Below are 24,438 nucleotides of genomic sequence, written 5' to 3' on the forward strand. Positions count from 1 at the left end.
TGCCGGCCTGCTCGCCCGCGCGCACGAAGCGGATCGCCGGCGTCGGCTCGTCCTCGCTCGGCGCCGCGGTGACTACGCCCAGCGTGTACTGATCGCGATAAACCTCGGGCAGTTGCACCGCACTTATTGCAGCGCGCGCCTGTTCGGCGCTGGCCTTTACCGTCGCGGCGAACACCGAACCGCTGCCGAAGCTGTAGACCACGCGCTGTACCGGCAAGCCATGCAGCGTGAAAGGCTTGGCCGAGGTCAGCGTCGCGTTGCCCGGGCCGATCTCGCCGATGAAACTGTCCGCGCTCGCGCTCACGCCCGCATCGCGCAAGGTGGTCACGAACGCCGCCTCCTGCACATCGGCGAAGAAATCGCCTTTGCAATCGGCGTTGGCGCCGACCCAGGCGGCGAAGTCGAACTTGGGCGCTGGCGATGCCGCTACCGGCGCGGCGGCGGGCTGCGTCGCCCGCGACTGCTCGCGACGGCCCTCGCCGCAAGCGCTCAACAACAGAACCAATGCGCACAACGTCGGCGCTGCGATCCTCGCGTTCATGCCGCCCCCTTCCAAGAATCGGGCAGCTTACTCCATCGAATGCACCCGGAGCTCGACGACAGCGAAGGCGACCGATTACACCGCATCGATCCGGGCAGCAACGATCCACCGCTCGCGACGATGCGATCCCGCCCCGACCCACAGCACGACTCGGAAAAACAGCAACCCACACAACCGTCATTCCGGCGAAAGCCGGAACCCATTTTGATCTTCGCTCCACCTGCCCGAGCAACTCGGTTTCCCTAACCGCCCCAAGGCTTCCCAAACCCAGCCGCCCGAGCCATCGCAATCAAATCGGCCTCGTCGCCCACACCCAACCGCGCCAACAACCGCGACTTATGCCGCCTCACCGTAACCTCACCGATCTTCAACTCAGCCGCGATCTCGCCATTCGACCGCCCTGCCGCCAGCAGCGCCAGAACATCGCCCAACCGACCGGAAATCTTGTCCAGCTCACTGGGCTCGAACAGCGCCGCCCCGGCGAGATTCTCATCGAGATACCGCTCACCCTTCGCCACCTTCCTGACCGCGCGAATAAGAACGGAAGCATCGGCCGCCTTGACCACATACCCCAGCGCACCGGCACGAAGCAGTTGCGCGGGAATCGCGGCGGTGTCGATCGACGACACCATCAACACCTTGCAGCGTGGATCGAGTTCGATGAGCCGCTCGACCAGATACAACCCGTTTCTGTTCGGCAGGTAGTAATCGCAGATCACCACATCGGGCTTCAACGCTACATACGCGGCCAGCGCGCCGAACACCGAACCCTCGGCCCCGACGACCTCGATACCTGCGGCCGCACCCAGAAACATTCGCAGCCCCGCCACCGCCAGCGGATGATCGTCAACGATAAGCAAGCGGATCACGCGCCCTCCTGGCTCAACCCATCCATGAAGACGCGAATTAGCCGAGCAAGCGGTAGAGCGATCAAGTCAATTCTGTTCAATCGCACCGCGAAAAATTGCCTGGCACATTTTTGTTCGACTATTCGCACCGCAATGCTGTTGAACAAATTTCGTCCGCGTTGAACAACGCATTGAACACCGTTGAACGACCAAAATTTCTGCACATTTCAGTCGAAATCATCTTGCAATGCGAGAACTGGTTCGCTAATCCTATTGCGCGACATGGACAGTCGCAGCCCAAAGCGCAAACCGAAATCCAACCTGTGTCGCTCGGCGAAATTCCAAACGCCTCGCCTCACAGAAAAGACACGGTTAAACACCCCTGGGACGGCGTCTAGATATCCAATCTCCAGCCCGGCAAGGCTTGGACCAGCACCTTCAGCAACATTCGCAAACGGATTTGGAATCGGCATGAGCAAGCGCAGCGCACTCACTTCCCGCACCGCATCGGTCGCGTGCATCTCGGTCGCATTGGCAGTCGGCATCGGCGGCCAAGCCAGCGCCCAGGTGATCACCAAAGACCCGTTCGGCCTGATGGCCAAGATGCAGCAGATCAGCAAGGACTCGGTCGAATTCGGCAAGCAGGCCAAGCGCTGGAACGAGACCATCAGCCAGTACCAAAAGACGATGGATCACTACCAGCAGCAGATCATCAAGCTGCAGCGCCTGAACTTCGGCCAGAAGCCGATGGAAGACAGCTTCCCGCCTCGCCCCGCCGACTACGGCATGGACGATATGTGCCCCGGGCCGGGCAAAGGCATCAAGGAACAACTGACCAAGGCCTTCCGCCAAGCCATGCCGAAGCTGGAAGGCAACGTGGTGGACGAACAGCAAGCCATTTGCCAGCGCATGGTCTACGCCGAGAACCTGAAATACAACGAGTCCGTCAGCATGCTGCACACCTTGATGCAACGCAGCCGCGAGTTCGAGCAGATCGAGAACCAGCGCGACAGCGTCAGCAGCAGCCAGGGCGCGCTGGCGGCGAACGACAACGAGGCCTATCGCTTCGTCGCGCGCAATCAGCTGGAACTGGACTACTGGCAGGCGCGGATGAAGGCCTACGACGACTACATCGCCGCGCTCAAGTGGGACCACACCCGCTTGGCCAAGCGCGCACTGCGCGGGAAAAAGGGTTCCCTCGACGGCATCGTCCCGATCGACGCCATCAAGTCCGCCCTCAAGTAAGCCATCTCCATCTTTCTGGAAACCCGCAATGGATCTGCTCACCGCTTCTTCGAATCTCTTGTCCTGGCTTTCGCCGGCGATCGACAGCGGCATCGCCGACTACGCCATCTTCCGGATCGTCAACAGCTGGCTGACCGGCCGCATCGGCGACTTCGGCCTGGCACTGATGGGGCGGATGATGAGCTTCGTCGGCGGCGTCGGCCTGTGCTTCGTCACCCTCTGGTTCGTGATTCAGAGCTACCAAGTCCTGACCGGCAAATTGCGCGAACCGCTCATGGGCCTTGTCGTCCAAGGCTTGCGGATCACCCTTTGCTTCGGCATCGCCACGACTATGGCGGTGGGAAACCTCAACTTGCACCGCTTCCTGTCCACGGATATGGATCAGGCGATCCACGAACTTGTCACCGGCGAGAAGGGCAAGACCACGGCGGACAGCATCGATAAAAACCTGGCCTATCTGCAGATTGCGCTGACCGCGATCGATGGAGTCCAGGTGCTCGACGACAACCCCGAGCTGATCGAGGAGAAGCGGACCGCGAAGCTGCTGGCGGGCTTAGGCGCCGCCGGCCCGGCGCTATCGGCCGGCGTCATGCTGCTGCTGATGAAGTTCATCATCGCCATGTGGGTCGGCTTCGGGCCACTGTTCGTCTTCGCCCTCGCCTTCGATGCGACCAAGGGGATGTTCCACCGCTGGCTTCAGTACGGCCTGGGCACTCTGTTTTCGATGGCCATGCTGAGCTTCATCTCGGGCTTGATTCTGGACCTGATGATCCGCGTGTCCACGGCGATGTGGGTGGCCAAGCTGGTGAACATCCCCGGCATGAGCGCGGAGGGGATTTCCAGTCAGGCCATGCAGCAAGGCGGATTGGGGCTGGTGTTGACGATGCTCATCATTTCGGTGCCGCCGGTGGCTGCGCATTTCTTTCAGGGGCAGGTGGGCACCTTCTTGCACGCGGCTGCGTTTGGTGGCGGTGGTCAAGGACAGTCTTCCAATTCCACCGCCGCCCCGAGGATTCCGGACGCGCCCCAAGCCAATCGTGAGGTGCCGAGAACACCAAATGCAACCTACATGAGTCGTCAGGCAGATCATCCAAGTAATCCGCACTCCGAAAAGATCAAATCCGCTAAAGAAGTCAGAAAGGACTAACTATGCGCTTCTGCATTGTCGTACTCATCGGGCTACTTGCACTTCCACTGCAAGCCCGTGCCGAGGGTGGCTGCCCTCCGGGACATATTCCATATGCGGGAACACCCGCCCTGGGATCAGCAGCTTCTATAGCCTCTTGCGGTCCGATCCCATCGAGCCAGCCCGCCGCCCCCCAATGGGAAACGAGATGGGGAGCCATTGCTGAAGGCGGAGAATTCGGAATAGTCACTGGAATGAGGAGCGAACGCAAAGCAAAGAAAGCCGCCATTGCAGAATGCCAAAAGCGAGGCGGGACGACATGCAGCACTATGCTTACCTTCCGCAACCAATGCGCGGCGGTAGTTAGCTCAACGACAAATTCGTTCGCTCAAGGTGCCGCGTACGAAGAGGACGCTGTAGCGGCCGGTGAGAAGCGATGCAGGGAATCAAATACGGGAAAGTGCTGGGTCTATTACAGCGGCTGCAGCCTCCCCGTTCGCGTGAACTGATCCGATCGCTCAATACAAGGATGTATCTATGCGTTTCTATGCCATCACGTTGTTCTCACTTACCCTTACCCCTATGCAGTCCGGCGCCGAGGGTGGCTGTCCTGCGGGCCAAATTCCCTATTCAGGGACATCTGCAGAGGGATCTGCAGCATCAATGGCATCGTGCGGCCCGATCCCCTATCGAAGCAGCCCCGCTCCTGCCTGGGAGAATCGATGGGGAGCTGTAGCAACCGACAATCAAGGCACCTTTGGTGTCAGTGCCGATAAAAGAAGCCAGAAGAAGGCCGAGAAAGCCGCTATCGCGCATTGCAAGGAGCGCGGAGGCGGCCAATGCGACGTCACTCTAAGTTACAAGAATCAGTGCATGGCCATCGCCACCAGTGAAGTTAACTCGGTCAGCGCACGCGCCCCGGATATCGAAGCAGCAAAGCAGGACAGTCTCGAAAAGTGTGCAGAACGCAGTAACGGAAATGAATGCTGGGTCTACTACTACGCATGCAGCCTGCCTGTGCGGGCGAATTGATCTCGGCACCATCATCCGACAAGGACTGATCATGCGTTTTTTTATTCTGAGCGCCATTACAGCCGCGACTCTTACGACAGTCATCCCAGAGGCGAAAGGCGGATGTCCTCCAGGTCAAATCCCCTACACATCCACACCAGCTGAAGGCTCCGCAGCGTCGATAGCTTCTTGCGGTCCCATCCGATCCAACCAACCTCCCCCTCCACAGTGGGAAACAAGATGGGGAGCAATTGCATCCGATCAGAAAGGCGCATATGGCATCGTCACCGGGATGACAAGCGAACGACGGGCAGAAAAAGCAGCGGTAAGCCAATGCAAAGAGCTTGGAGGCATTTCTTGTGCCGCCACCTTTAGCTTTTACAATCAATGCGCAGCCGTAGTCGTGACAACGACCAAATCTTTCGCCCAGAGTGCTGCGGAAGAAGATCAGGCCATCGCCGTTGGAAAGGCGCGCTGCGAGGACTCCGGCAGCGGCGAATGCTGGGTGTATTACAGCGGCTGCAGCCTGCCAGTGCGCACGAACTGACCCGTTCGTTCAATACGGCGTGATCTACAAGCCCAAGCCATGACCTAGGACGCAAACATTGCGAGAACTAAACGTCTGGCGACTGCTGGGTTTACCATAGCGTCCACAGCCTCCCCGCTCAGGTACGCTGATTAGCCTGTAAAGGACGTTAGATGAGAATCCAAACTCGACACACTAGGCGATTGATTGTCGCGACCGTCCTAATTTTTTTGTCGGCCAGTTGCGATGCCCCCAAGGACGAAGCCATGACGGATATCGCTCTCAACAAGGCCCCGAAGCAGAAGCACGAGCTCAATTTTTCGCTCAAAGGCGAGCCTGGCCCATTTTCCGTGGCCAAAGCGTTTGCGACATACGACATCACCAACAAGACGTGTCTGCCACCCGCTGATAACTTCCAGGGCGTACAGATGGCCAAGTCGGCACTCACTCTGCCACTTGATTTGGCGAAAGGCGCAGACGGTAGTTACGTCGCGACAGTCGCTGCAGATGCCGTAGCGGAGAGCGATCTGTATGGGCACGGGATCTGTCATTGGCAGCTAGCGTCCGCACATATCCGGCTTTCCGCCAGCGCAAAAGACAACGACACGAGCTTCATCGCCGCCCTTCCGTTCGAGAACGTTGGCGAAACCCGGCCACTTACCCTTTATTACCTTAAATCTTCTTATCCATCGGCCCTGGTGCCTGGCGCACCCGACCACGGGATTGAAGATTTGGCCCTACTCAATCCGGCCGTGCCTTCGAGCGGCTGGTTCACAATCACTATTTCGTCAAAGGAACTGACGCAATGACCATCACGACTCGCCAGTACGCCCAACTCTCACAACATTCCTATGACCCGCCAGAGACGACAACCGACGGCGCGCGCCCGTTTGTTGTAGCTGATGGCGTCCAGTTCAATGTGCTGAAGAGCGTTGACAATCCATCTGGATATCAAGGAACCATTTTCCAGCGTCAAGACACCGGCGAAATTGTCGTAGCGCATCGCGGCAGCGAGTTCGACAGGCAGCCCCTGGCCGACGGCCTGATCGCAGATGGCGGAATGGTGGCGGACAGAGCAAACCGCCAACTTAAAGATGCGCTCGCCTTGACCGACGAGGCCTCTGCGATGTCGCGCGGCATGGCAGCTAAGTATGGGCAGGCGCCCCAAGTTACGGTAACCGGTCATTCGCTCGGTGGATGCCTGACTCAGCTCACTGCGGCCAAGCGCGGCTTGAATGGCGAAGCTTTCAATCCATACGGCGCCGTGAGCCTGGACCAGCAGGTTCCTGAAGGCGGCACGCAGGTTATCAATCATGTCATGGCAGGCGACGTAGTCAGCGCCGCCAGCAAGCACTTCGGAAAAGTGCGCATGTACGCTGAGCCGGTCGAACTGGACGTACTGAAGGCAGCCGGCTACGAGGACAACGGCAGCCAATGGGATATCCGCCATCCGCCGAAGGCCGCCGTGGAAGGCGGCGACTCTCACCGCATGCATCACTTTCTCGACATCGATGGGAATGGACGTCCCGACCGGTCTATCCTTTCGCAGCCCCAGGCGCTCGAACTCGCCGAGAAGCATCGGCCGATGTTCGATAAGTACCGAGGGGATATCGAAAACCTCCGGGCAGGCGTCACCATCAGCGCCGCTGTCGCGCGTGGTGCGCAAGGAATCGCCGGCGAAATTGGCCGACATTTCCCGGACAAGCCGGAAAGCCCCTTTAAAGACGCCGACGGGGCGCGCCCTCAACGCACCGACACGCCCGAACGCGGCTCCGACCCTCGCGCGCCTCGCCATCCGGACAATCCGATGTACCTGCAAATACGGGGCGGCATCGGTGCGCTGCATGAGCGTGAAGGCCGACCTTTCGATGAAGTTGCCGAACGCACGACTGCCAGCCTGTTCGTTGCCTCTAAAACGGGCGGCTTGAGTCAGGTCGATCACGTCCTGCCTGGCCAAGCGGCCCAAAGCGACCCGAAAGTGTTCGCGGTCCAGGGCGACTTGCACGACCCCGCGCATAGACGCGCGCAGGTTTCCGTCGCCGAAGCGGCGCAAACGCCCGTAGACGAATCCTTCAGGAAGCTCGAAACGATGGCGGCAAGGCTCGCTCAGGCGCCCGCGCAGGAACAGACACAGGATCAGACTCGCTCCGTCACGACTCGATCGGTGTAGTCAAGAACCACTTTAACTTGATGTCCGCCGCACAAATCCGGTCGGAGCAACAGCCTGCAACACTGAACATTTAGCCATCCGACACATTCGCGATCGAAGTAACAGCCAAGGAACAGGCATATGACAACTGGAAATCAGCAATACGCCGAAGCGATACAGCTCAACGACTTAGCTGCGAGCCAACGCACCAGCACTTGCGTCTACTTATTCGGGGCTCAAGGTGAACCGAAAGATCCGGCCCATAAGCGCGCACAAGTGAACACCGCAGTCGCCGCCCACATCCCGGTCGAAACGTCGTTCCAGCAGTTGGCTGCGCTCAATCAATCGCAGAGCGCAGCCCAGAACTCGCAAAGCCAAGAACAGACCCGCACCCAATCGGCGCGCGTCGCCTAGGTCGCCTCCCCTCAACCCGACCTCAGCCACCCCGCTCCGCCAGGAGCGGCCGGGAGCGCTTTGTGTCTCGATTCAGGTCTTTGGCGCCCATGAGTCCACTACTGCCGTATTGCCTGCACAAATTGCTGCCTGCGCATCGCCGGAATTCGCCCAAGCGGGTCGCGGGTCGCTACGAAGCGGCGTTCGCCGCGGCGCAAGCGCGCGCGATTCTCTGGGGGCTGCGTCCGCCGTCGATGCATCCCCTCCCCGTCCGCTATGCGTCGCCCACGGCGATTTCCGCGGTCCGCTGGCAACTGCATCGCGCTCTCGGCCACCTGAGCGAAGACTTCGTCGCCACGCAACGTTTCGGGGTGACGGCCGCGGCCAGGACGCTGCTGGAAACCGAACTCAAGCTGCCGCTGGCCTACACGCTGGGCCATATCCGCCAGGACGGCCAGCGGCTTTGCTACACCCCGATCGAGGGGCTGGAACAGATGTTGCGCACCGGCATCGCACCCGGTGCGCGCGTGAGCTTGCATGCGTGGCTGACCTTGCCGAGCCACGAAATCATCGACGTCGCGTTCTGGGCGCTGTTTCCGGATCTGAGCTGCGCGGAAGAACGCGAGATGCGCAGTCTGTTCATGCACACCGACCAGATGCCCGGCCGCGGCTATCACCCGCAATGGGTCGGCGACGGCTTCGTGCGCCGGGTCGGTCTGCTCAAGGAGTACGAGCAATGGTAGGCGCGTTCGTGTTCGAGGTCGTGTGCCGCGGCGCCTCGGATTGGCGGGTGGCGGTCGACGGCCGCGACGACCACGTCGCCTTCGCCAGCCGCGAGGACTGTCTGGGCGCGGCGACGGCGCGGGCGCGTCGCCGCCATCTCGATCATTCGGTGACCACGGAAGTGTGGGTGCCGAGGCCGCACGGGAACGGCGAATGCATCATCCGTTTTATGACGCCCGCCGATTTGGAGCAGATGCTGCGAAGCTCGCGGCCGAGAGAGCAATTGCGGGAAGCCTGCGACGACCAAGCAACGCCAGCAATCGATCATCGCCGATGACCGCGGCGCGAGGCCAGCGCTGGCAGCGATCATCCACCACAAAGGCCGACGCCGCCGAAGATAAACGATCGGCTACCGCACACTCGCCACGCGACTCGCGCCACGGCGCCACGGTTCAGTTCTTCGCCGCAACTCCCTGCGGAACCATCAAACACGCCCCGCTGCCGTTAGCCGGCGGCTGCTGCGGATACTCGTGCTCCGGATACACGTAAACCGGCGAAGTGGCAATGAACCCATCGGCAAAGGCGAACTCGACGAACGCCGCCGACCAACCCGTCGCCGGTTTGGCCAACGCCACGTCCACACCATTGCTCGCCAGTTCCACCGGCTGTTCGCGATAACGCACCCCGCAAGCAAAGCGGAAATCGCGCCCGGAAGCGTTGTCGGCAACCCACAGCTTGGCGCTGACCGGCCGCTCGCTGGCGCGGGCGCGCAAGCGCAATTGGCCGGCGCGATCGCTCAAGCGCGAACTCACCTGCGGCAGCGCTTGGTGCCGGTTCCAGCGCTGCAACGCCGGAATCAAGGTCTCGCGCATATGCCGGCGGATGCCGCCGTGGTCGGAGTTGGGCGCCGCGCGCAGGCTGGTCGCGCCGGGCAGATCGTCCAGGTACAGGCGCTGGGCGTCGGCCGGGAAGAAGTCGTCGCCGCTGGCGTTGACCAGGTACTTGGGAATCCGCAGCCGTTGCCGCTGACGGCTGCTCAGGTAGGCGTACGGGTCTTCGATCTGCATCAGCTCGGCGAATTCGCGGTCGCGGTAACGCGTGGTCACGCCTTCTTGGTGGTACGGCAGCAACGCGATCGGCCAGCCGCCGCCGTAGGTCTTGTTGATGTGTTCGATCAGCTTGGCGATGCGCATGTCGATCACGTACGACACCAGCCCGTCCACGCGCGGGTCGCCGATCGCGGTCAGCCACGCCGCCCAGGCGCGCTTGGACGCGCCGGTGACCACGAACGAGCGCACCCGCCATGCGCTGAGCTCGCGTTCGGCCAGATCCATCGCCCGCACCGCAGCTTCGGCCATCGGCACGTGCAAGGGCAAGGTGGCGTTGGCCTGCGAGGGCGCGTTCATGAAGATGCGCCAGGTCGCCGCGACCAGCACGTCTTCTTTCTTCGGCGCCTCACCGGGCAAAGTCAGGTATTGATTGGGCGCGTCGGCGACCGAGACCACGATGGTCTGGGTGGACTTGGCCACTTCCAGCGCCAGGCTTTCGTCGAAATCGGTCGGCGGCTTGACCGGTTCGCTGCCGTTGGCGACGTTGCTGCCGTTGTTGATGACCAGCAGCGCCGATTTCGGCCGCACCACCTGCGGGATGTAGATATCGACGCGGTGGGTCCACGGGTCGGGCTGGGCGCCGCCGGTTTCCGGCCAGCGCTGCGAGTACAGCAGGTAGCTGCGCTTCTGCGCGCCGTCCAGTTCGGTGCGGCCGAGGGTGTCGTAGCGCAGCGGCGTGCGCGCTTGGCGCTTGCGGTAGTCCGGCCAGGCTTGGCTGTAGTCGTGGCGATGATGGCCGCCCGCGGCGGATGCGGGCGCCGGCTCAGTCGCGGCAGACGCCGACCCGGCCTGCACCGTCGCCGAAGCCAATCCCAGGGCCAGCACCATCCACCGCAAGCTTTGCTTGATCACGACCGCGTCCTCGCTGAATTCGGCGACCGCTGAGGATAGCCCCGGCGCGGGTGCGCTTATAGGCCAACTCTGCAATCCGCGATCCAGTTCGCAGCTTATGCCCCCAAGCGCGCTTCGGCCGACGCGTTCATGTATTCAGAAAAACCTCGCACACAACGACGCGATGGCCGCTCGCCCGCGTCGGGCGCGTTGTTATTTCCGCCGCACGATCCGCCCCAGCGCATTCGTGCCGGCGATCCAGCCGCATCCGCACCAACAACCTGCCGCACAGACGTTTCCTTCACACCGCTAAGGAAAGGAGCCCTGCATGTGCACTAACTTCCTGCTGTCCGTTCCCGTCGTCCCCGCCGGCAGCACGCCGGCCACCCAGCACATTTCCGCGCGCTGCATGGAATTGACCGGCGCGATGGAAACCCGGATGTATCTGGTCCCGGCGCAGCAGAAGTTCCCCTTGGTCCCGAGCAAGTCCACGCCCTGGACCGGCACCTACGGTTTCGTCGCCCTGGCCGACTCGGAGGCGATGCCCGAGTTCCCCTGCTTCGTCGACGGCCTCAACAGCGTCGGCCTGTCCTGCGCGGCGCTGTGGTTGCCGGGCACCACCTACGCCGAGGCCGGCTCGGTCGCGGCCGGCGCGAAAGCGGTGGAGTTCCACGATTTCGTCGCCTGGGTGATGAGCCAGTTCCAGTTCGTCTCCGAGCTGTCGACGGCGTTGCAAGGTCTGGACCTGATCGGCCCCAAACCGGGCACCCTCACCTATCTGCCGCTGCATTTCATCGCCACCGACGCCACCGGCGCGAGCGTGGTGATCGAAATGATCGACGGCAAGATGAAACACTACGCCGGCGACGACACCAGCGACGGCGTGCTCACCAACGCGCCGACCTACGACTGGCAGCGCACCAATCTGGCCAGTTACGACCACCTCACGGTCGAAGGCGGCGGCACCTCGCGCTCGGCCAACGCCGGCCCGCCGGTGGGTTGCGGCCTGCTCGGCCTGCCCGGCGACATCATGTCGCCCTCGCGCTTCGTCAAGGCCACGACCTTCCGCAAAGGCTTCGGCCTGCTGCAAAGCGGCGGCGCGAAATGGCTGCCGACGCCCAAGGGCGCGGGCGCCACCGGCAGCACCCAGACCATCGTCAACGTCGCCCTGTCGATGGTGCAGATGATCCAGGCCACGCCGTACGGCACCGCGGTGATCAAGCCGAAGGCGGCCGGCGACGCACCCAAGGTCGGCGACTGGACCATGTGGCAGGTCGCGCGCGATCACAGCAACGCGGTCTATTACTTCAGCAGCGCCTTCAACGCCACGCCGCAACAGGTGGATCTGAGCCAGCTCGACTTCGGCGGCGGCAGCGTCAAGGTCACCCAACTGCTGTCGCAACCGGTCCTGCCGGCCGCGGGGCCTTGGTACAACGACGCTACGCAATCGTTTTCCAAGTAAAAGCGACGGCGCTGCGACGCTTTGCCGCCCACGCGCATCCTGAGTTGAAACCGGCATCAGAGCCGTCGACAACCTGCGCAGCTTGGCTACCGTCATTCCGGCGAAAGCCGGAATCCACAAGACTTCGCTCTCGCCGCTTCACCTGAAGCCGTTACGACAGCGATTTCGAACCTGGTCCCGACGGAATCGGGCTCGCCACCCGCCGCACCCGCACCGGTGCGGCGGCTCGCCTTGGGAGAAGCGCATGCGCCACCGCTCACACACGATCGTTCCATCGCTGTTGACCGCCGCACTGCTGGTCTGCGCGATGCCGTCCGCGCACGCCGCCGCGCCATCCACGCGCGACACCGTCGCCGACGTCGCCCAAGCCATCGAAAAAAACTTCTACGACCCCGAACGCGCCCGCACCATCGGCCACGAGCTTCGCCAGGAAGCCGCCGAAGGCCGCTACGACCGCTACACCGACCCGCGCGATCTGGCCACCGCGCTCAGCACCCGCCTGAGCGCGCTCGACGGCCATTTCCGGGTCAACTGGCGCCAGCCCGACGCGGCCACGGCCGCCGCGCCGCGCCTGCGCGGCGGCCCGGGAACGGGCCCGCGCGATGAGGTCGACTTCAGCCAGCGCCGCAACTACGGCCTGCGCAAGGTCGAAGTGCTGCCCGGCAATCTGGGCTACATCGATCTGCAAGAGATGCCGGGCCTGCGTTTCGGCGATCCCGCCGATCCGGTGCGACGCGCTCTGGACGCGGCGTTGCAACTGGTGTCGGCGACCGACGCGGTGATCGTCGATCTGCGCGAGAACGGCGGCGGATGGCCGACCTCGGTGGGTTATCTGGTCAGCGCCTTCACCGCCAAGAACGCCGACATCTACAGCACCTTCCGCTACCGCGAAGGCGGGCAACTGCGCTCGGTGAGCGAAGCGCCGCGCGACTGGTATCCCGATCCGCGCCTGCAAGTCCCGCTGTACGTGCTGACCAGCTCGCGCACCGGTTCGGCCGGCGAAGCGCTGGCTTATACCTTGCAAAGCGCCGGCCGCGCGGTGGTGATCGGCGAAAACAGCGGCGGCGCCGCCAATCCCGGCGACGATGTTGCGCTTGAACAGGGTTTCAGCGTGTTCGTCGCCAGCGGCTCGCCGACCAATCCGATCACCAAACGCAACTGGGAAGGCAACGGCGTGGTGCCCGATGTCGCCGTGCCGCAGGCGCAGGCCTTGGCCGAAGCGCAACGGCGGGCCTTGGAAAAGATTCTGAGCGGGCCGCAGGCGCCGGCGGCGCAGACCGACGCGCGCTGGACGCTGGAGGCGCTGCGCGCGCAAGCCGCGCCGGCGCCGCAAGTGGCCCGTGCCGATTACCTGGGCCAGTACGACCGCATGCAGATCGGCGAAGACGCGGCGGGCTTGTTTCTGCGCAACGGCAAGCGCCCGCCGCAGACGCTGATCGCGTTGCAGCCGGATCTGTTCTGCCTCGCCGGCGACCCGAGCGTGCGCGTGCGCTTCGAGCGCGATGCGCAGAACCGGGTGGCGTCGCTGGAGACCTTGCGCGCCGACGGCAGCGCGAACCGATATCGGCGCTGACTCTCCGCTTGCGGCCGACCAGCCGATTTCACAGCCGCTCCCCGCCCGCGTTGTTATCCATTGCAGAGCGCCCCAGCCTGCCCGACGCCCCCTATCATCCCGCGTCGGGGCGGCTGCAGGCGCTCTGCCTTTGCGTTCGCTCGCGGCCCGCGGCTACAACTGCCGCAAGAACGCCACCAGATCCTCCTTCTCCTGCTTCTCCAGCCGCGTCTGCAACACCACGTTGAAGAACTCCACGGTGTCTTCCAGCGTCAGCAGACGGCCATCGTGCAGGTACGGCGGCGAATCCTTGATGCCCCGCAACGGGAAGGTCTTGATCGGCCCGTCCGCGCTGGCGTAACGGCCGTTGATGGTCTGCGGCTTGAAGAACCGCTCCACCTGCAGGTTGTGCATGCTGTTGTCGGTGTAATACGGCGGCGCGTGGCAGGCCGAGCATTGCGCCTTGCCGAAGAACAAGGCCTCGCCGCGCTTCTCGGCCTCGCTGGCGTCGGGCTTGAGCCGGCCGAACAGATCGAGCTTGGGCGCGGGCGGGAAATCCAGCAGCGCCTGGAACTCGCCCATCGCATGCACTTGATGGCCGCGGTCGAGGATGTTGATGCCCTTCTTGGTCGCGATCACCGGATCGCCGTCGAAGTACGCCGCGCGCTGCTCGAACTCGGTGAAGTCTTCCACCGTCTTAAGCGCGCGTTGCGAGCCGAACAAGCGCTGGATATTGACCCCGCGCAGGGTCGGTGTATCGATGCGATGGCGGAACGGCTGCGGCCGGATGTCGCCGACCAAATGCGTGGCCGCCACCGTGTGGCCGTTGCTGTGGCAATCCAGGCAAGCCACGCCGCGGCTGGGCAAGGCCGAACGCCGGTCTTCGGTCTGATTGAACTGCTGCTGCGGAAACGGCGTTACCAGCAACCTCAGCCCTTCCAACTGCTTCGGGTTGAGCACGCCGTTGAACAGTTCGAAGTAGTTGTTGATGGTGACCAACTGCTTCTTCGACACATCGCCCAGGTCCGGCCGCGTGGTCAGATAAATCGGTGCGGGAAAGTCCGGCAGGAAATGATCGGGCAAGTCGAAGTCCAGATCGAACCGGGTCAGGTCGCGTTGCTCGGCACGCTTGACCGCATCGATATGGAACTGCGGAAACAACATGCCGCCCTCGGGGTGATTGGGATGCGGCAAAGGCAAAAACCCGGCCGGAAACAGGCCGCGTTCGCGGATTTGTTCCGGCGTCAGCGCGCCCAGGTCTTCCCAGCTGCTGCCGGCGGGCAAGCGCACCCGTATTCCGCCCTGCACCGGCTTGCCGCCGGACATGGTCACGCCGCGCGCGGGTTTGTTGCCCAGGTCGTAGCGCTGTTCCAGCAAACCGCGCTGGCGTTGCTCGATCGCCGGCTTGTCGCGCTCCATCCGCGCTTTGATCGCGGCGAAAGTTTCCTTGATCACTACCGGTGCGTAGCTGGTCGGCGGATCGGCGGCCACCGCGATGCCGCAAACCCCGAGCGCGCCCAGGAGCGACCACCACAGCGGCCGTGACCGCAATGACTTGCTCTGCCTCATGCTGCTTCTCCCTTCAGGTGGAAGACACTGCCAAGCCGCCGCGGATGCGGCGGCGGTTCGAGGCTAGGACCGGGAAAATCCGTGCAGAAATCGTTTGATCCGATGGCTTCGATAGCCGACGGCTATGCGCGCGACGGCCGCGTTAACCGCGGTGTCGGCCGTCATTCGCGCAACGCGACCGCGATCATGGAAAGCGGATTCGATTTACCTGGCGCCGCTGCGACGGCGCAGAATCGAGGTTTGCGGCGACGGTTTCCCGCTCGCCGCACCGGCTGCATTCGCGCCGATCCGGATCTTGGTTTTAAGACGCGCGGCACATCCACGGCGGCCGCTCCGCCGCGCGTTTGCGCAAACGCAACGATCAGGCGATCTCTTGCCAGCGGTAATACTTGCGGTCGGCCAGTTCCAGCAATTCGCGATCCTCGACCGTATCGCCATACGCATACACCTGGCCGTATTCGCTCAGATCGATGCGTTCGCGCACCCGCCGCGACTTCTCCGCGCCGCAACAGTCCTCGCCGAGGTAACGCCCGGTCAATACGCCGTCGCGCGTTTCCAGATGCGAGCAGATGTACTCCAGGCCTTGCGCCCGGCACCAATCGGCGACGAACAGTTCCAGATTGGCGGTGACCACCACCACCCGGTCGCCGCGCCGCCGGTGCCAGTCGATCCGCTGCATCGCCTGCGGACGCAGTTGCCGCGCCACCACCTCTTGCAGATGGCGCGCGGCCGCCGCGCGCACCTCGTGTTCGCCGCGGCCGCGGTAACCGAAGGCGACGATCCGCCGCCGCACCGCCCGGCCCGAAACCCAGCCGAGCTTGTAGCCGAGCACCTGCGGCGCCAGCAGCACCTGCCCCAACCACAGCCGCCGCCGGCCGATGCTGGCGCGGACGAATCCAGGGAATGTCTCGCGCTCGGTGATGGTGCCGTCGAAATCGAACAGGGCCAGATCCATGCGCTGCGGCTGCCAGGACAACGGGCGGGACTGCCCGCGCGGAGTCTAGCCCGAAGCCGCGCGCCTCAGTCGGGCCAGACTTCGCGCGCGGCGGCGAAGCTGCCGCCGAGTTCGGCGATCGAGCGGATCCGGGTGCGCGAAATCAGGATGCAGCCGCAGGCGCAGAAATCGCCGTGGCGCGCGACCGCGCGGCCGTCGATGAGATGCTCGCTGTCGCCGGTGACGATGCTGGTGAGCCCGTGCGCGCCGCATTGCACCGCATCCCCCAGGCGCGCCCAGGCCATACCGCTGGCTGCGTCGACGTTGCCGGCGTCGCCGGACCGCTCCGCGTGAGAACCGAGCACGCGGCCGCCGCCGCTGGTCGTATCGCCGACCACGATCCAATACCCGACCATCGCCCACCTCCGCTGTTCGCAGCCCCGACCCGCGCCCATCCCTGTGCTGTTGTGAGATGCCATGTTCGATCCTGTCGTGTCCCGCCAACGTCCTCACGCCGCCTGGCGTGATCGCGGAAAGTCCGTTCTTCGACTCACGGCGGCATTAAACATGATTTTCGATTGCTGTTTGATGCGAATACAAGTTGTCAATCACGTTTTCGACGATGCCTTCGCTCGCATGCGCACGCTCACCGGCGCTCACCGACCCAACGCGATCGCCGACCCGGTAAACGGCAATACGAGTTCGTACGTGGGCGGATGCGTTCGGTGTGCCGGAAATGCGACGGGCACCGCCGCGGATGTGCCGAACTGAGTCACGCCGCGGCCGAGGATCGCGCCCAGGTCGTAGTGGGCGCCGGCGAATTCGAAGTGGCGGCTGTCGATCAGTTGCGCGCTGAAGACGTTGTTGCCCAACACCGGCACCGCCGCCGCGCCACCGACTTGCGCGCTGACCGTGGTGCCCACCACCAGCCCGGTGCGGCGGAAGGTGGCGATGCGCTCGCCCTGGGCGAAGGTCTCGGGATGATCGAAGTCGCCGGCCGGTATCCGCTGCAGATACACCGAGAACTCGCCGGCCGGGTCCAGCGCCAGATCCAGGGCGCCGTTGCTGGCCGCACGCGCCTTGAACGGTTTTGCCGCGAAGGTGAAATGAGCGCGGCCCTCGGCCGGCCCATCGACGAACAAATCGCCGGCGATGCCCGACAGATGCAGGAAATAGCCGTAATCGGCCAGGTAACCGTCGCTGCGGCGGTAGAACCGCCCGGTGACGTACCAGGCCAGTTCGGCGGGCGACAACAGCGAGGACATGGCGGGCTCCTGGCGCGGGATCGGTCTGAACGCGGCGCCGGCGCGCGTTGCAAACGCGGGCGGAAAACCGGCAGCGCAAACGAAGAAAGGATGTCGCTGAAGCGACATCCGTGTTGGTCAGATAACGCACGCAAGCGGCCGGCGGAGGACAGCGGTCCGCGGTGGATGTGCGGAAGCGTGCGGCAACGCTCATTCGCTTCCGACCGTGCGCGCAGTTCGCGCGATTTGCGCGCGCTGCGCCGTCGCGCGCGGCGAGGCTTGCCGACGGCTCGCGGGCGGCGACAGCATTCACGCCTCTTTTGCGAGCGCGCGCCGGCATGCAGGTATTTCTCGGCGACGAACGCGACACACCGGCCGGCTGGCATCGGGTGTATTGGCCCGATGAAGCGATCGCGTTGCTGGAAACCGGCGAGGTGGTCGAGCTGAGCCTGGATCACGATTTGGGCGACGACCAACGCGGCACCGGTTACGACGTGATCGTCTGGATCGAGCGCGCGGTGATCGAACGCGGCTTCCGCCCGCCGTCGATCCGGGTGCACTCGGCCAATCCGACGGCGCGGGTGCGGATGCTTGCGGGGATCGAGGCGGTGGCGCGGGCTTGGGCGCGGGTGTCGGCGGGTGCGGGCGATGAAGGGCAGGAGTTGGAGCGTCGCGGCTGAATGTCGCGATATAGCGGTTCGAATCGGGTCGGGAACAGCAGAATCAAAATGGGTTCCGGCTTTCGCCGGAATGACGGGCGCGGTTGAACGTCGCGATCTGGCGGTTCGAATCGGGCCGGGAACAGCGGAATCAAAATGGGTTCCGGCTTTCGCCGGAATGACGGGCGCGGTTGAACGTCGCGATCTGGCGGTTCGGATCGGGTCGGGAACAGCGGAATCAAAATGGGTTCCGGCTTTCGCCGGAATGACGGTTGTGGGGATAGCGGTATTCGATCGCGGTATTCGACCTAAGCAGAAAAAGTCCGTTCGTCGGATTCACGCAACCAGGCAATTCGCCGCGCTTGGATACCGATGACTCTGTGGCGCTCGCCTGCACTCGCCTCGCCAGAAGTTGCGACGACCATCAGTTCGCAACACCTCGCCCCGTTTAGGCTCGACGCGGATCGATCCGAACGCCTCGCGCGAGTCGATGAGACGAACAGGCCCTACCGATTCTGGACTTTCGGCCGACGCGCGCTCACGTCGGCATCTGCCACAGTCCTCCCCGTTCCGATCCTTCGCACGAGGCCCGCCCATGCGTTCGCTACTGCCCCATGCCCTGCTGTTGCTCAGCCTGACCTGCACCGCCGCTCACGCCGACCCGCGCCAGGATTGGGACGGCTTCCGCGCCGCGATGATCCAGCAAGCCAGCGGCCCGACCGGGATGTACGCGATCCAGGACGCGACCGTGATCCCCGCCGGCGGCGCCGCCCATCTGCCGGCCGCGCAGAAACCCGCGCAGACGCGCTGGGCCAAGGACGCCGGCGGCAAGACCGAGGTGCGGGTGAGCTACCGCGGCGGTCAGGCGCTGGTCGAGGGCCCCGGCCTCGCCGCGGTCGACCTGCTCAAGGCCAAGAATCAGCAACAGGCGCTGCCCAACGGCTTGATCGTGCGCGCCACGGTGTACGAAGACTCGCTCAAGGCCTGGCTGTACAACCCGGCGCTGGTGGCCACGCGCTACAAAGGCCTGTCGTTCTTCCCTTACGACCCCAAGGGCGTGATCGAAGCGACGTTCACCCGCAAGGACAAACCGGTCGGCCTGAGCCACCTGGATTCGCGCAACCACACCGGGCTGATGTACTGGATCGGCGACGTGCAACTGCCGCTGCAGGGAAAGACCTACACCTTGCGCGCGTTCAACAAGGGCCAGGACTGGAACAAGCTCGACCACTTGTTGATGTTCGTGACCGACAAGACCTCGAAGAAAACCAGCTACGGCGGCGGCCGCGTGCTGGAAGCGCATTTCCCGCCGGGGCAGCCGCCGAAGACGCTCGCGCTCAACTTGAACACGATGTACAGCTTCCTGTGCGCGCATTCGGACTACTACAACTGCCCGATCAACCTCACTACCTTCGTGCCGGTGGAGTTGAGTTATGGCGAGAAGTATCCGCCGGGCGCGAAGTGAGCCCCGAGCGGCGCGGCGCAGACGCTGGTCTGCGCCGCGCGTGGCGCCGGCCCGTCGCAGGGCGCCGCCGCGCCTCAAACTGGCCCCATCCAATTCGATAAAACTGGACGACTATTAGGTCCATGACGCTTCTAAGCTGACCTCATCGGATCAGCCCGGAAGCCGCCATGAACCGTCTCGCCGCCAGCAACGACTTCGCCCAAGCGCGTACAACCCTGCGCGACTGGCTCAGCCCGCTGGAGCTCTGCGCCCTGGCCGCGATCTGGGGCATCTCATTCCTGTTCATGCGGGTGGCGGCACCGGAGTTCGGGCCGTTCGCGCTGGTCGAACTGCGCCTGGCGATGGGCGCGTTGGTGCTGGCGCCGTTCCTGTACCGGGCGCGGGCGCAGTTTCCGCTGCGCCTGTGGCCGACCCTGGCGCTGATCGGCGCGATCAATTCGGCGGTGCCGTTCACCCTGTTTGCCTGGGCGGCCGAACGCGCGCCGGCCGGGATCGGCGCGATCACCAGCGCGATGACGGTGTTGTTCACCGCCCTGGTCGGTTTCCTGTTCTTCGGCGAAAAAATCGGCGGCCGTCGCGCGGTCGCGCTGCTCAGCGGGTTCGCCGGGGTCGCGGTGTTGGCCGCGGGCAAGACCGCCGGCGCCAGCATCGGCTGGGCGGTCGCGGCGGGCTGCGCGGCGGCGTTCTTGTACGGCGTCGGCCTGAATCTGGTGCGCCGCCATCTGGCCGGGCTGCCGCCGGCGGCGATCGCCGCAGCGACCTTGGCCAGCGCGGCCCTGTTGATGCTGCCGCTGGCGGCGAGCCACTGGCCGACGCAGGCGATCGGCGCGCGCGCCTGGGGCGCGGCGCTGATGCTCGGGGTGCTGTGCACCGGCTTGGCTTACGTCCTGTTTTACCGGCTGGTTGCACGCCTGGGCGCGGCGCGCACCTCGATGGTGACCTATCTGATTCCGCTGTTCGGCGTGGCCTGGGCCTGGCTGCTGCTGGACGAACCGGTGACCGCGACGATGGCCGTCGCCGGCGCCTTGATCCTGGGCAGCGTCGCGCTCAATCAACGCGCCGCTCAATAAGCCTTTCAAACTTTTCGGGAGCACGCGTCATGCAATGGATCGAACACATCGACAACGTCGACTGGAACGAGATGTCGGCGCTGTACCGGATCGCGCCGCTGGGCGAGAAATCGCCCGAGGATCTGCGTACCAGTTTCGGCAACAGCCGCTACGTGAGTCTGGTCTACGACGACGGCCGCCTGGTCGGCGCCGGCCGCGCGCTGGCCGATGGCGTGGATTGCGCTTATCTGAGCGATATCGCGGTGCACCCGGATCATCAGGGCACGGGCCTGGGCAAGGCCATCGTCGAGCAGTTGCGCAAGCGCGCCGCCGGGCATCGCAAGATCATCCTCTACGCCAACCCGGGCAAGGAGAATTTCTATCTCAAGCTCGGCTTCAAGCGCATGAACACCGCGATGGCGATCTTCGCCGATGAGGCCGGCGCGTTGGCCAGCGGTGTGGTCAGCGCGAATTGAATCGGATGCGCGGGATCGGCGCGAATCGAATCGGCGCAGGTTGAACCAGACTGCGGTGTGAGCCAGCATGCGTCGGCCGAACTTCTGTCGGCGCGACGCTGCCCGCACCATGCCCTGCTCCGACAACGCTCATCGCCGTTCCGCCGCTGTCTGGATCGGCGCGCTGCTGCTGATCCTGGGCCTGCTGCTGTTGGCCGCTGAACTGTATTTCCGCTATGCCGGCGGGACGATCGAACTGCCGCCGGACGCGTTCGGTAACCCGCGCTATTTCCGGGTAGTGCGGACCGCGCCGGCACTGATGTTGATGCCGGCGCTTGCGATAGCTTCTACCGCCGTCGGTGCGGGGTTGCTGATCTGGGCGCGTTCGCGCCGCAACCGCTGAGCCGACGGCGCGCCGCACTCAAGTCGGCAGCGCGCTGGCCTCGTACTGTTCGACGAACTCGCCGCTCGGCGCGATCGGCTTGATGATGTCGATCAACACGCCGTTGGGATCGGCGGTGATGAAGTGGCGCTGGCCGAAGGCTTCATCGCGCAGGCTCAGCAAGATCGGCAGGCCGGCCGCGCGCAGGGTGTCGTGGACCGCATCGACGTCCTCGACCTCGAAGTTGAGCAGCAACCCACCGACCTGCCCGCGCCCCGATTCGGGGATGGTGTGGTGGCGGCCGTCGAGCACGGCCAGGTTGATCGAGGGATCGTCGCTGGACTGCAGATGCACGTACCAGTCGGCGGTGAACAAGGCCACGAAGCCGAAATGGGCCTGGTAGAACGCGGCGGTGCCGGCGACGTCGTGGGTCATGATGACGGGGTAATAGCTGGTGACTTTCATGGTTGTAAGCCTCGCCTGATCGACATACAGTCTGTATGTAGGTTTACATTAACATACAGGCTGTATGTATGAAAACACCCAAAGACGACCGCCCGTCGGCTCATGCCCCGCGCAGCAACCGCGAGCGCACCGAGGCCACCCGCCACGCCTTGCTGGAGGCGGCGCGCGGCTTGTTCGTCGAAAAAGGCTATGGCGACACCTCCACGCCTGAGGTATCGGTGGCCGCAGGCACCACCCGCGGCGCGCTCTATCACCACTTCATCGACAAGCGCGACCTGTTCCGCCAGGTGTTGCAGCGCGAATCGCAGGCGGTGCGCGAAGACATCCTCGCCGCCACTCCGCCCGACCTGAGCCCCCGCGCGGCGCTGATCCTCGGCGCGCAAGCCTATCTACGCGCCATGACCATGCCCGGCCGCACCCGCCTGCTGCTGATCGACGGCCCGGCGGTGCTGGGCCTGAGCGATGCCATCGCCATCGACGACGCCCACGCCGGCGACACCTTGCACGAGGGCCTCGCCGCGGCGCTCGGCGAGCGGGCGGACGTGGACATCGCCTCGTTGGCCACGCTGCTATCGGCGGCGTTCGACCGCGCAGCGTTGGAGATCGACGCTGGCGCGGATGCGCAGCGGGTGGGCGAGGCGATGGTTTGGTTGGTGGAGCGGGTGTTGGCTGAAGGCGGCAAGCGGACGAAAACGAAATAGCGCAGCGACGATGCAACCAAGCTCACTCGGCAATCGCCGCGCCAGCTCGCAAGCGATCACGCACACACCGTCATTCCGGCGAAAGCCGGAATCCATTTTGACGTTGCTCTTGATGCTGCCATCGAGAACCACGAGCAACAGCAAGATCGAAATGGATTCCGGCTTCCGCCGGAATGACGGTGAAATGAAGCTCTCGGCGCAATCGGGGATGACTCACCCAGCCGCCTTCTCCACCCACCCCGCAAACGCCGCAGCCCCCTCGCCCACCGGCTTCAACGCCAGTCGCGTCAACCAATACCCGCCGGCATCCAGCGTAGTCGCGAACGGCTGCACCAGCCGCCCTTCGGCGAGCTCGCGCTCGAACATCGACGGCGGCGCCAGCGCGACGCCGAGGCCTTGCAGGGCGCACTGCACCATGGTCAAGGAGGAGTCGAAGATCGCGCCGTTGATCGGGCCGTTCGGCACGACTTGCGCCGCTTCGAACCACAGCCGCCAGTCGTCGACGAAGTAAGAACGCAACAGCGGCAGACGCGCCAGGTCGGCGGGGTCGCGCAACTGGGCGGCGATCGCCGGGGTGCACAACGGCGCCAGCGGCGCGCTCATCAGAAAGCGGCTTTCCATGCCCGGCCAGGCGCCGCGTCCGAAACGGATCGCGTAGTCCAGGCCTTCGGCGGCCGGGTCGACCCGGTTGTTGTGGGTGCTCACCCGCACGTCCACGCTCGGGTGCAGGCGCGCGAACTCGGCCATACGCGGAAGCAGCCAGCCGTTGGCGAAGGTGCCGACCGCGCCGACGTGGACCACGTCGCGCGCAAGTCCGTCGCCGACCCGATCCAAGGCGCTGTCGATGCGATCGAATGCCTCCTGGATCGCCGGCAACAAACTCAATCCCTCATCGGTCAGCGCCAGCCCGCGCGGCAGGCGGCGGAACAATTCGACCCCGAGTTGGTTTTCCAGCAGCCGAACCTGATGGCTGACCGCGGCCTGGGTGACGTTGAGCTCATCGGCCGCGCGGGTGAGGCTGAGCGCGCGCGCCGCCGCTTCGAAGGCTTTCAATGCGCCCAGGTTGATCCGTGCATGCGCCATCGACGCTCCAGAATTCGAGATGAAACCCGCGCGCCGATGGCTCGGCGCAGGCGGGAGGATGCGGGAATTCAAAGCGTCCGGGGCGCGGCTGTCAACGCGCGGTGGCGGATTTATCGGCGGATCGTTGCGGAACCGGCACGTGCTGCACCGGTTGCTCGGCCAGGCTTTGCTCGGCTTGCTTTTCGAGCAGGTAGTCGTACCACTCCTGCTGAATCCGTTCCAGCGGGCCGACCGTGGCTTCGAATTCCTCGACCGTGCCGGCCCCGCGCATCAACTTGCGGTAAGCGCCGGCGTATTTGCCGCCCTGACCGTGGAACAGAAAGTGGGTCAGGCTCCAGAACTGCAGGTAGTACACGTTCAGATAAGCGCCGCCGAGGGCGGGGCCGCTGCCGTCGATCACTTGGCGCAGTTCGATCAGGCGACGGTTATCCAGGTCGTCGCGCAGCGAGCCGCTGAGGACCAGATCGCCCAGCCACCAGATCGGATAGGTGTTCGGATCGATCCGGCCCGGATGCAGCACGCCGTCTTGCAGCACGCTGGTGCCGAAGTACGTCGCCAGGCCCTCGTTGATCCATCGCGGCGCGGCCAGGCCGGCGCGTTCGGCGTTCAGTTGATGGGTGGCCTCGTGCAGCATCCAGTGATACGGGTTCTCGCCGCGCTCGGCGTAGTAGGCATGGCAATACGGCTTGCGGTAGTAGGCCTCGGCCCACGGCATGCTGGTGTTGTAGTGCGAGAACTGGGCGCGGTCGCGGTACAGAATCAGCTTGAGCCGATCGGCGGGCTTTGCCGCATCGGCCAGTTCAAAAAAACCGGCATAGGCGCGGTACAGGCTCTCCACCGCCGCGGCGACTTGCGCGGTGCGTTCGGGCGTGGCGGTGCTGAAGATCGCGTAATGCTCGCTGCGATGCTCGCGCGC

The 24,438-nt window shown here is 64.4% G+C and carries 28 protein-coding genes; 18 read left to right on the plus strand and 10 right to left on the minus strand.

Features of this window, described 5'->3' with window-relative positions; all coding sequences use genetic code 11:
• Window positions 1-541: hypothetical protein (locus V7787_RS45945; RefSeq protein WP_336094393.1), on the minus strand; the 541-nt coding region annotated here is incomplete at its 3' end.
• 242 nt (window positions 542-783) lie between these two features.
• Entirely contained in the window at window positions 784-1,410 is a 627-nt protein-coding gene (locus V7787_RS45950; protein WP_336094394.1) for a response regulator transcription factor, read from the minus strand.
• Between the two features lie 450 nt (window positions 1,411-1,860).
• On the opposite strand from V7787_RS45950, the gene V7787_RS45955 reads away from it, so the two are divergent.
• The 10 genes from V7787_RS45955 to V7787_RS45995 all read left to right on the plus strand — a co-directional run bounded on the left by V7787_RS45955 (window position 1,861) and on the right by V7787_RS45995 (window position 8,899).
• Complete coding sequence (locus V7787_RS45955; RefSeq protein ID WP_336094395.1) at window positions 1,861-2,634, plus strand: hypothetical protein; 774 nt, start codon at window positions 1,861-1,863, stop codon at window positions 2,632-2,634.
• A gap of 28 nt (window positions 2,635-2,662) precedes the next feature.
• Window positions 2,663-3,781, plus strand: coding sequence for a type IV secretion system protein (locus V7787_RS45960; RefSeq protein WP_336094396.1), 1,119 nt, complete (start codon window positions 2,663-2,665; stop codon window positions 3,779-3,781).
• A 2-nt stretch (window positions 3,782-3,783) separates the two neighbouring features.
• A complete protein-coding gene (locus V7787_RS53270) occupies window positions 3,784-4,269 on the plus strand; it encodes a DUF4189 domain-containing protein (RefSeq protein WP_442965366.1) in 486 nt (161 codons plus the stop codon).
• 28 nt (window positions 4,270-4,297) lie between these two features.
• Window positions 4,298-4,792: a DUF4189 domain-containing protein gene (locus V7787_RS45965; protein WP_336094397.1), complete on the plus strand. Its 495-nt coding sequence runs from the start codon at window positions 4,298-4,300 to the stop codon at window positions 4,790-4,792.
• A 31-nt stretch (window positions 4,793-4,823) separates the two neighbouring features.
• Window positions 4,824-5,318 (plus strand): DUF4189 domain-containing protein, encoded by a 495-nt coding sequence (locus V7787_RS45970; protein WP_336094398.1) that lies wholly within the window; start codon window positions 4,824-4,826, stop codon window positions 5,316-5,318.
• A 245-nt stretch (window positions 5,319-5,563) separates the two neighbouring features.
• A complete protein-coding gene (locus tag V7787_RS45975; protein ID WP_336094399.1) occupies window positions 5,564-6,106 on the plus strand; it encodes a hypothetical protein in 543 nt (180 codons plus the stop codon).
• Window positions 6,103-7,467, plus strand: a complete 1,365-nt coding sequence (locus tag V7787_RS45980) for an XVIPCD domain-containing protein (protein WP_336094400.1) — start codon at window positions 6,103-6,105, stop codon at window positions 7,465-7,467. The genes V7787_RS45975 and V7787_RS45980 overlap by 4 nt, the downstream gene beginning before the upstream one ends.
• Before the next feature lie 120 nt (window positions 7,468-7,587).
• Window positions 7,588-7,860 carry an XVIPCD domain-containing protein gene (locus V7787_RS45985; protein ID WP_336094401.1) on the plus strand — a complete coding sequence of 91 codons (273 nt, stop codon included), beginning with the start codon at window positions 7,588-7,590 and terminating at the stop codon, window positions 7,858-7,860.
• A gap of 89 nt (window positions 7,861-7,949) precedes the next feature.
• Window positions 7,950-8,582 carry a hypothetical protein gene (locus V7787_RS45990; RefSeq protein ID WP_336094402.1) on the plus strand — a complete coding sequence of 211 codons (633 nt, stop codon included), beginning with the start codon at window positions 7,950-7,952 and terminating at the stop codon, window positions 8,580-8,582.
• On the plus strand, window positions 8,576-8,899 hold the full coding sequence (locus V7787_RS45995) for a hypothetical protein (RefSeq protein ID WP_336094403.1): 324 nt from the start codon (window positions 8,576-8,578) through the stop codon (window positions 8,897-8,899). The genes V7787_RS45990 and V7787_RS45995 overlap by 7 nt, the downstream gene beginning before the upstream one ends.
• 115 nt (window positions 8,900-9,014) lie before the next feature.
• On the opposite strand, the gene V7787_RS46000 is transcribed toward V7787_RS45995, so the two are convergent.
• Window positions 9,015-10,523: a PhoPQ-activated pathogenicity-related family protein gene (locus V7787_RS46000; RefSeq protein ID WP_336094404.1), complete on the minus strand. Its 1,509-nt coding sequence runs from the start codon at window positions 10,521-10,523 to the stop codon at window positions 9,015-9,017.
• A gap of 307 nt (window positions 10,524-10,830) precedes the next feature.
• On the opposite strand from V7787_RS46000, the gene V7787_RS46005 reads away from it, so the two are divergent.
• The gene (locus tag V7787_RS46005) at window positions 10,831-11,964 is read left to right on the plus strand and encodes a linear amide C-N hydrolase (protein WP_336094405.1); all 1,134 of its coding nucleotides are present in this window, start codon (window positions 10,831-10,833) and stop codon (window positions 11,962-11,964) included.
• Window positions 11,965-12,208: 244 nt separating this feature from the next.
• Window positions 12,209-13,537 carry a S41 family peptidase gene (locus V7787_RS46010; RefSeq protein ID WP_336094406.1) on the plus strand — a complete coding sequence of 443 codons (1,329 nt, stop codon included), beginning with the start codon at window positions 12,209-12,211 and terminating at the stop codon, window positions 13,535-13,537.
• A 153-nt stretch (window positions 13,538-13,690) separates the two neighbouring features.
• Here the strand turns inward: V7787_RS46010 and V7787_RS46015 are convergent, their stop codons facing one another.
• The 4 genes from V7787_RS46015 to V7787_RS46030 all read right to left on the minus strand — a co-directional run bounded on the left by V7787_RS46015 (window position 13,691) and on the right by V7787_RS46030 (window position 17,284).
• Window positions 13,691-15,085 carry a cytochrome B6 gene (locus tag V7787_RS46015; RefSeq protein WP_336094408.1) on the minus strand — a complete coding sequence of 465 codons (1,395 nt, stop codon included), beginning with the start codon at window positions 15,083-15,085 and terminating at the stop codon, window positions 13,691-13,693.
• A gap of 361 nt (window positions 15,086-15,446) precedes the next feature.
• Window positions 15,447-16,040, minus strand: coding sequence for an HAD-IB family hydrolase (locus V7787_RS46020; protein ID WP_336094410.1), 594 nt, complete (start codon window positions 16,038-16,040; stop codon window positions 15,447-15,449).
• A gap of 65 nt (window positions 16,041-16,105) precedes the next feature.
• Window positions 16,106-16,435: a PAAR domain-containing protein gene (locus V7787_RS46025; RefSeq protein WP_336094412.1), complete on the minus strand. Its 330-nt coding sequence runs from the start codon at window positions 16,433-16,435 to the stop codon at window positions 16,106-16,108.
• Window positions 16,436-16,675: 240 nt separating this feature from the next.
• Window positions 16,676-17,284: a hypothetical protein gene (locus V7787_RS46030; RefSeq protein ID WP_336094414.1), complete on the minus strand. Its 609-nt coding sequence runs from the start codon at window positions 17,282-17,284 to the stop codon at window positions 16,676-16,678.
• A 317-nt stretch (window positions 17,285-17,601) separates the two neighbouring features.
• On the opposite strand from V7787_RS46030, the gene V7787_RS46035 reads away from it, so the two are divergent.
• The 5 genes from V7787_RS46035 to V7787_RS46055 all read left to right on the plus strand — a co-directional run bounded on the left by V7787_RS46035 (window position 17,602) and on the right by V7787_RS46055 (window position 21,294).
• Window positions 17,602-17,943, plus strand: a complete 342-nt coding sequence (locus V7787_RS46035) for a cyclic-phosphate processing receiver domain-containing protein (protein WP_336094416.1) — start codon at window positions 17,602-17,604, stop codon at window positions 17,941-17,943.
• 574 nt (window positions 17,944-18,517) lie between these two features.
• Entirely contained in the window at window positions 18,518-19,387 is an 870-nt protein-coding gene (locus V7787_RS46040; protein WP_336094418.1) for a DUF1684 domain-containing protein, read from the plus strand.
• 167 nt (window positions 19,388-19,554) lie between these two features.
• Window positions 19,555-20,457, plus strand: a complete 903-nt coding sequence (locus V7787_RS46045; RefSeq protein ID WP_336094420.1) for a DMT family transporter — start codon at window positions 19,555-19,557, stop codon at window positions 20,455-20,457.
• Between the two features lie 29 nt (window positions 20,458-20,486).
• The gene (locus V7787_RS46050) at window positions 20,487-20,912 is read left to right on the plus strand and encodes a GNAT family N-acetyltransferase (RefSeq protein ID WP_336094422.1); all 426 of its coding nucleotides are present in this window, start codon (window positions 20,487-20,489) and stop codon (window positions 20,910-20,912) included.
• 67 nt (window positions 20,913-20,979) lie between these two features.
• Window positions 20,980-21,294, plus strand: a complete 315-nt coding sequence (locus tag V7787_RS46055) for a hypothetical protein (protein ID WP_336094423.1) — start codon at window positions 20,980-20,982, stop codon at window positions 21,292-21,294.
• Window positions 21,295-21,312: 18 nt separating this feature from the next.
• Here V7787_RS46055 and V7787_RS46060 read toward each other — a convergent pair whose 3' ends face one another.
• A complete protein-coding gene (locus V7787_RS46060) occupies window positions 21,313-21,738 on the minus strand; it encodes a VOC family protein (protein WP_336094424.1) in 426 nt (141 codons plus the stop codon).
• 68 nt (window positions 21,739-21,806) lie between these two features.
• Between V7787_RS46060 and V7787_RS46065 the strand changes: the two genes are divergently transcribed.
• Window positions 21,807-22,439: a TetR/AcrR family transcriptional regulator gene (locus V7787_RS46065; RefSeq protein WP_336094425.1), complete on the plus strand. Its 633-nt coding sequence runs from the start codon at window positions 21,807-21,809 to the stop codon at window positions 22,437-22,439.
• A 213-nt stretch (window positions 22,440-22,652) separates the two neighbouring features.
• Here V7787_RS46065 and V7787_RS46070 read toward each other — a convergent pair whose 3' ends face one another.
• Together V7787_RS46070 and V7787_RS46075 are read right to left on the minus strand one after the other, a co-directional pair.
• The gene (locus V7787_RS46070) at window positions 22,653-23,522 is read right to left on the minus strand and encodes a LysR family transcriptional regulator (RefSeq protein WP_336094426.1); all 870 of its coding nucleotides are present in this window, start codon (window positions 23,520-23,522) and stop codon (window positions 22,653-22,655) included.
• Window positions 23,523-23,613: 91 nt separating this feature from the next.
• On the minus strand, window positions 23,614-24,438 hold an 825-nt coding region (locus V7787_RS46075), incomplete at its 5' end, for a DUF1570 domain-containing protein (protein WP_336094428.1).

The sequence above is a fragment of the Pseudomonas sp. CGJS7 genome (genome assembly GCF_036961695.1).

Bases quoted from the DNA above. Each gene is read 5' to 3' on its own strand.
- V7787_RS46060 (WP_336094424.1), bottom strand. From the start codon at position 21,738: ATGAAAGTCACCAGCTATTACCCCGTCATCATGACCCACGACGTCGCC.
- V7787_RS45980 (WP_336094400.1), top strand. From the start codon at position 6,103: ATGACCATCACGACTCGCCAGTACGCCCAACTCTCACAACATTCCTAT.
- V7787_RS46055 (WP_336094423.1), top strand. From the start codon at position 20,980: ATGCGTCGGCCGAACTTCTGTCGGCGCGACGCTGCCCGCACCATGCCC.
- V7787_RS46005 (WP_336094405.1), top strand. From the start codon at position 10,831: ATGTGCACTAACTTCCTGCTGTCCGTTCCCGTCGTCCCCGCCGGCAGC.
- V7787_RS46045 (WP_336094420.1), top strand. From the start codon at position 19,555: ATGAACCGTCTCGCCGCCAGCAACGACTTCGCCCAAGCGCGTACAACC.
- V7787_RS45995 (WP_336094403.1), top strand. From the start codon at position 8,576: ATGGTAGGCGCGTTCGTGTTCGAGGTCGTGTGCCGCGGCGCCTCGGAT.
- V7787_RS45975 (WP_336094399.1), top strand. From the start codon at position 5,564: ATGACGGATATCGCTCTCAACAAGGCCCCGAAGCAGAAGCACGAGCTC.
- V7787_RS46030 (WP_336094414.1), bottom strand. From the start codon at position 17,284: ATGTCCTCGCTGTTGTCGCCCGCCGAACTGGCCTGGTACGTCACCGGG.
- V7787_RS45990 (WP_336094402.1), top strand. From the start codon at position 7,950: ATGAGTCCACTACTGCCGTATTGCCTGCACAAATTGCTGCCTGCGCAT.
- V7787_RS46040 (WP_336094418.1), top strand. From the start codon at position 18,518: ATGCGTTCGCTACTGCCCCATGCCCTGCTGTTGCTCAGCCTGACCTGC.
- V7787_RS46010 (WP_336094406.1), top strand. From the start codon at position 12,209: ATGCGCCACCGCTCACACACGATCGTTCCATCGCTGTTGACCGCCGCA.
- V7787_RS53270 (WP_442965366.1), top strand. From the start codon at position 3,784: ATGCGCTTCTGCATTGTCGTACTCATCGGGCTACTTGCACTTCCACTG.
- V7787_RS46065 (WP_336094425.1), top strand. From the start codon at position 21,807: ATGAAAACACCCAAAGACGACCGCCCGTCGGCTCATGCCCCGCGCAGC.
- V7787_RS46020 (WP_336094410.1), bottom strand. From the start codon at position 16,040: ATGGATCTGGCCCTGTTCGATTTCGACGGCACCATCACCGAGCGCGAG.
- V7787_RS45965 (WP_336094397.1), top strand. From the start codon at position 4,298: ATGCGTTTCTATGCCATCACGTTGTTCTCACTTACCCTTACCCCTATG.
- V7787_RS46025 (WP_336094412.1), bottom strand. From the start codon at position 16,435: ATGGTCGGGTATTGGATCGTGGTCGGCGATACGACCAGCGGCGGCGGC.
- V7787_RS45970 (WP_336094398.1), top strand. From the start codon at position 4,824: ATGCGTTTTTTTATTCTGAGCGCCATTACAGCCGCGACTCTTACGACA.
- V7787_RS45955 (WP_336094395.1), top strand. From the start codon at position 1,861: ATGAGCAAGCGCAGCGCACTCACTTCCCGCACCGCATCGGTCGCGTGC.
- V7787_RS46050 (WP_336094422.1), top strand. From the start codon at position 20,487: ATGCAATGGATCGAACACATCGACAACGTCGACTGGAACGAGATGTCG.
- V7787_RS45985 (WP_336094401.1), top strand. From the start codon at position 7,588: ATGACAACTGGAAATCAGCAATACGCCGAAGCGATACAGCTCAACGAC.
- V7787_RS45960 (WP_336094396.1), top strand. From the start codon at position 2,663: ATGGATCTGCTCACCGCTTCTTCGAATCTCTTGTCCTGGCTTTCGCCG.
- V7787_RS46015 (WP_336094408.1), bottom strand. From the start codon at position 15,085: ATGAGGCAGAGCAAGTCATTGCGGTCACGGCCGCTGTGGTGGTCGCTC.
- V7787_RS46035 (WP_336094416.1), top strand. From the start codon at position 17,602: ATGCAGGTATTTCTCGGCGACGAACGCGACACACCGGCCGGCTGGCAT.
- V7787_RS46070 (WP_336094426.1), bottom strand. From the start codon at position 23,522: ATGGCGCATGCACGGATCAACCTGGGCGCATTGAAAGCCTTCGAAGCG.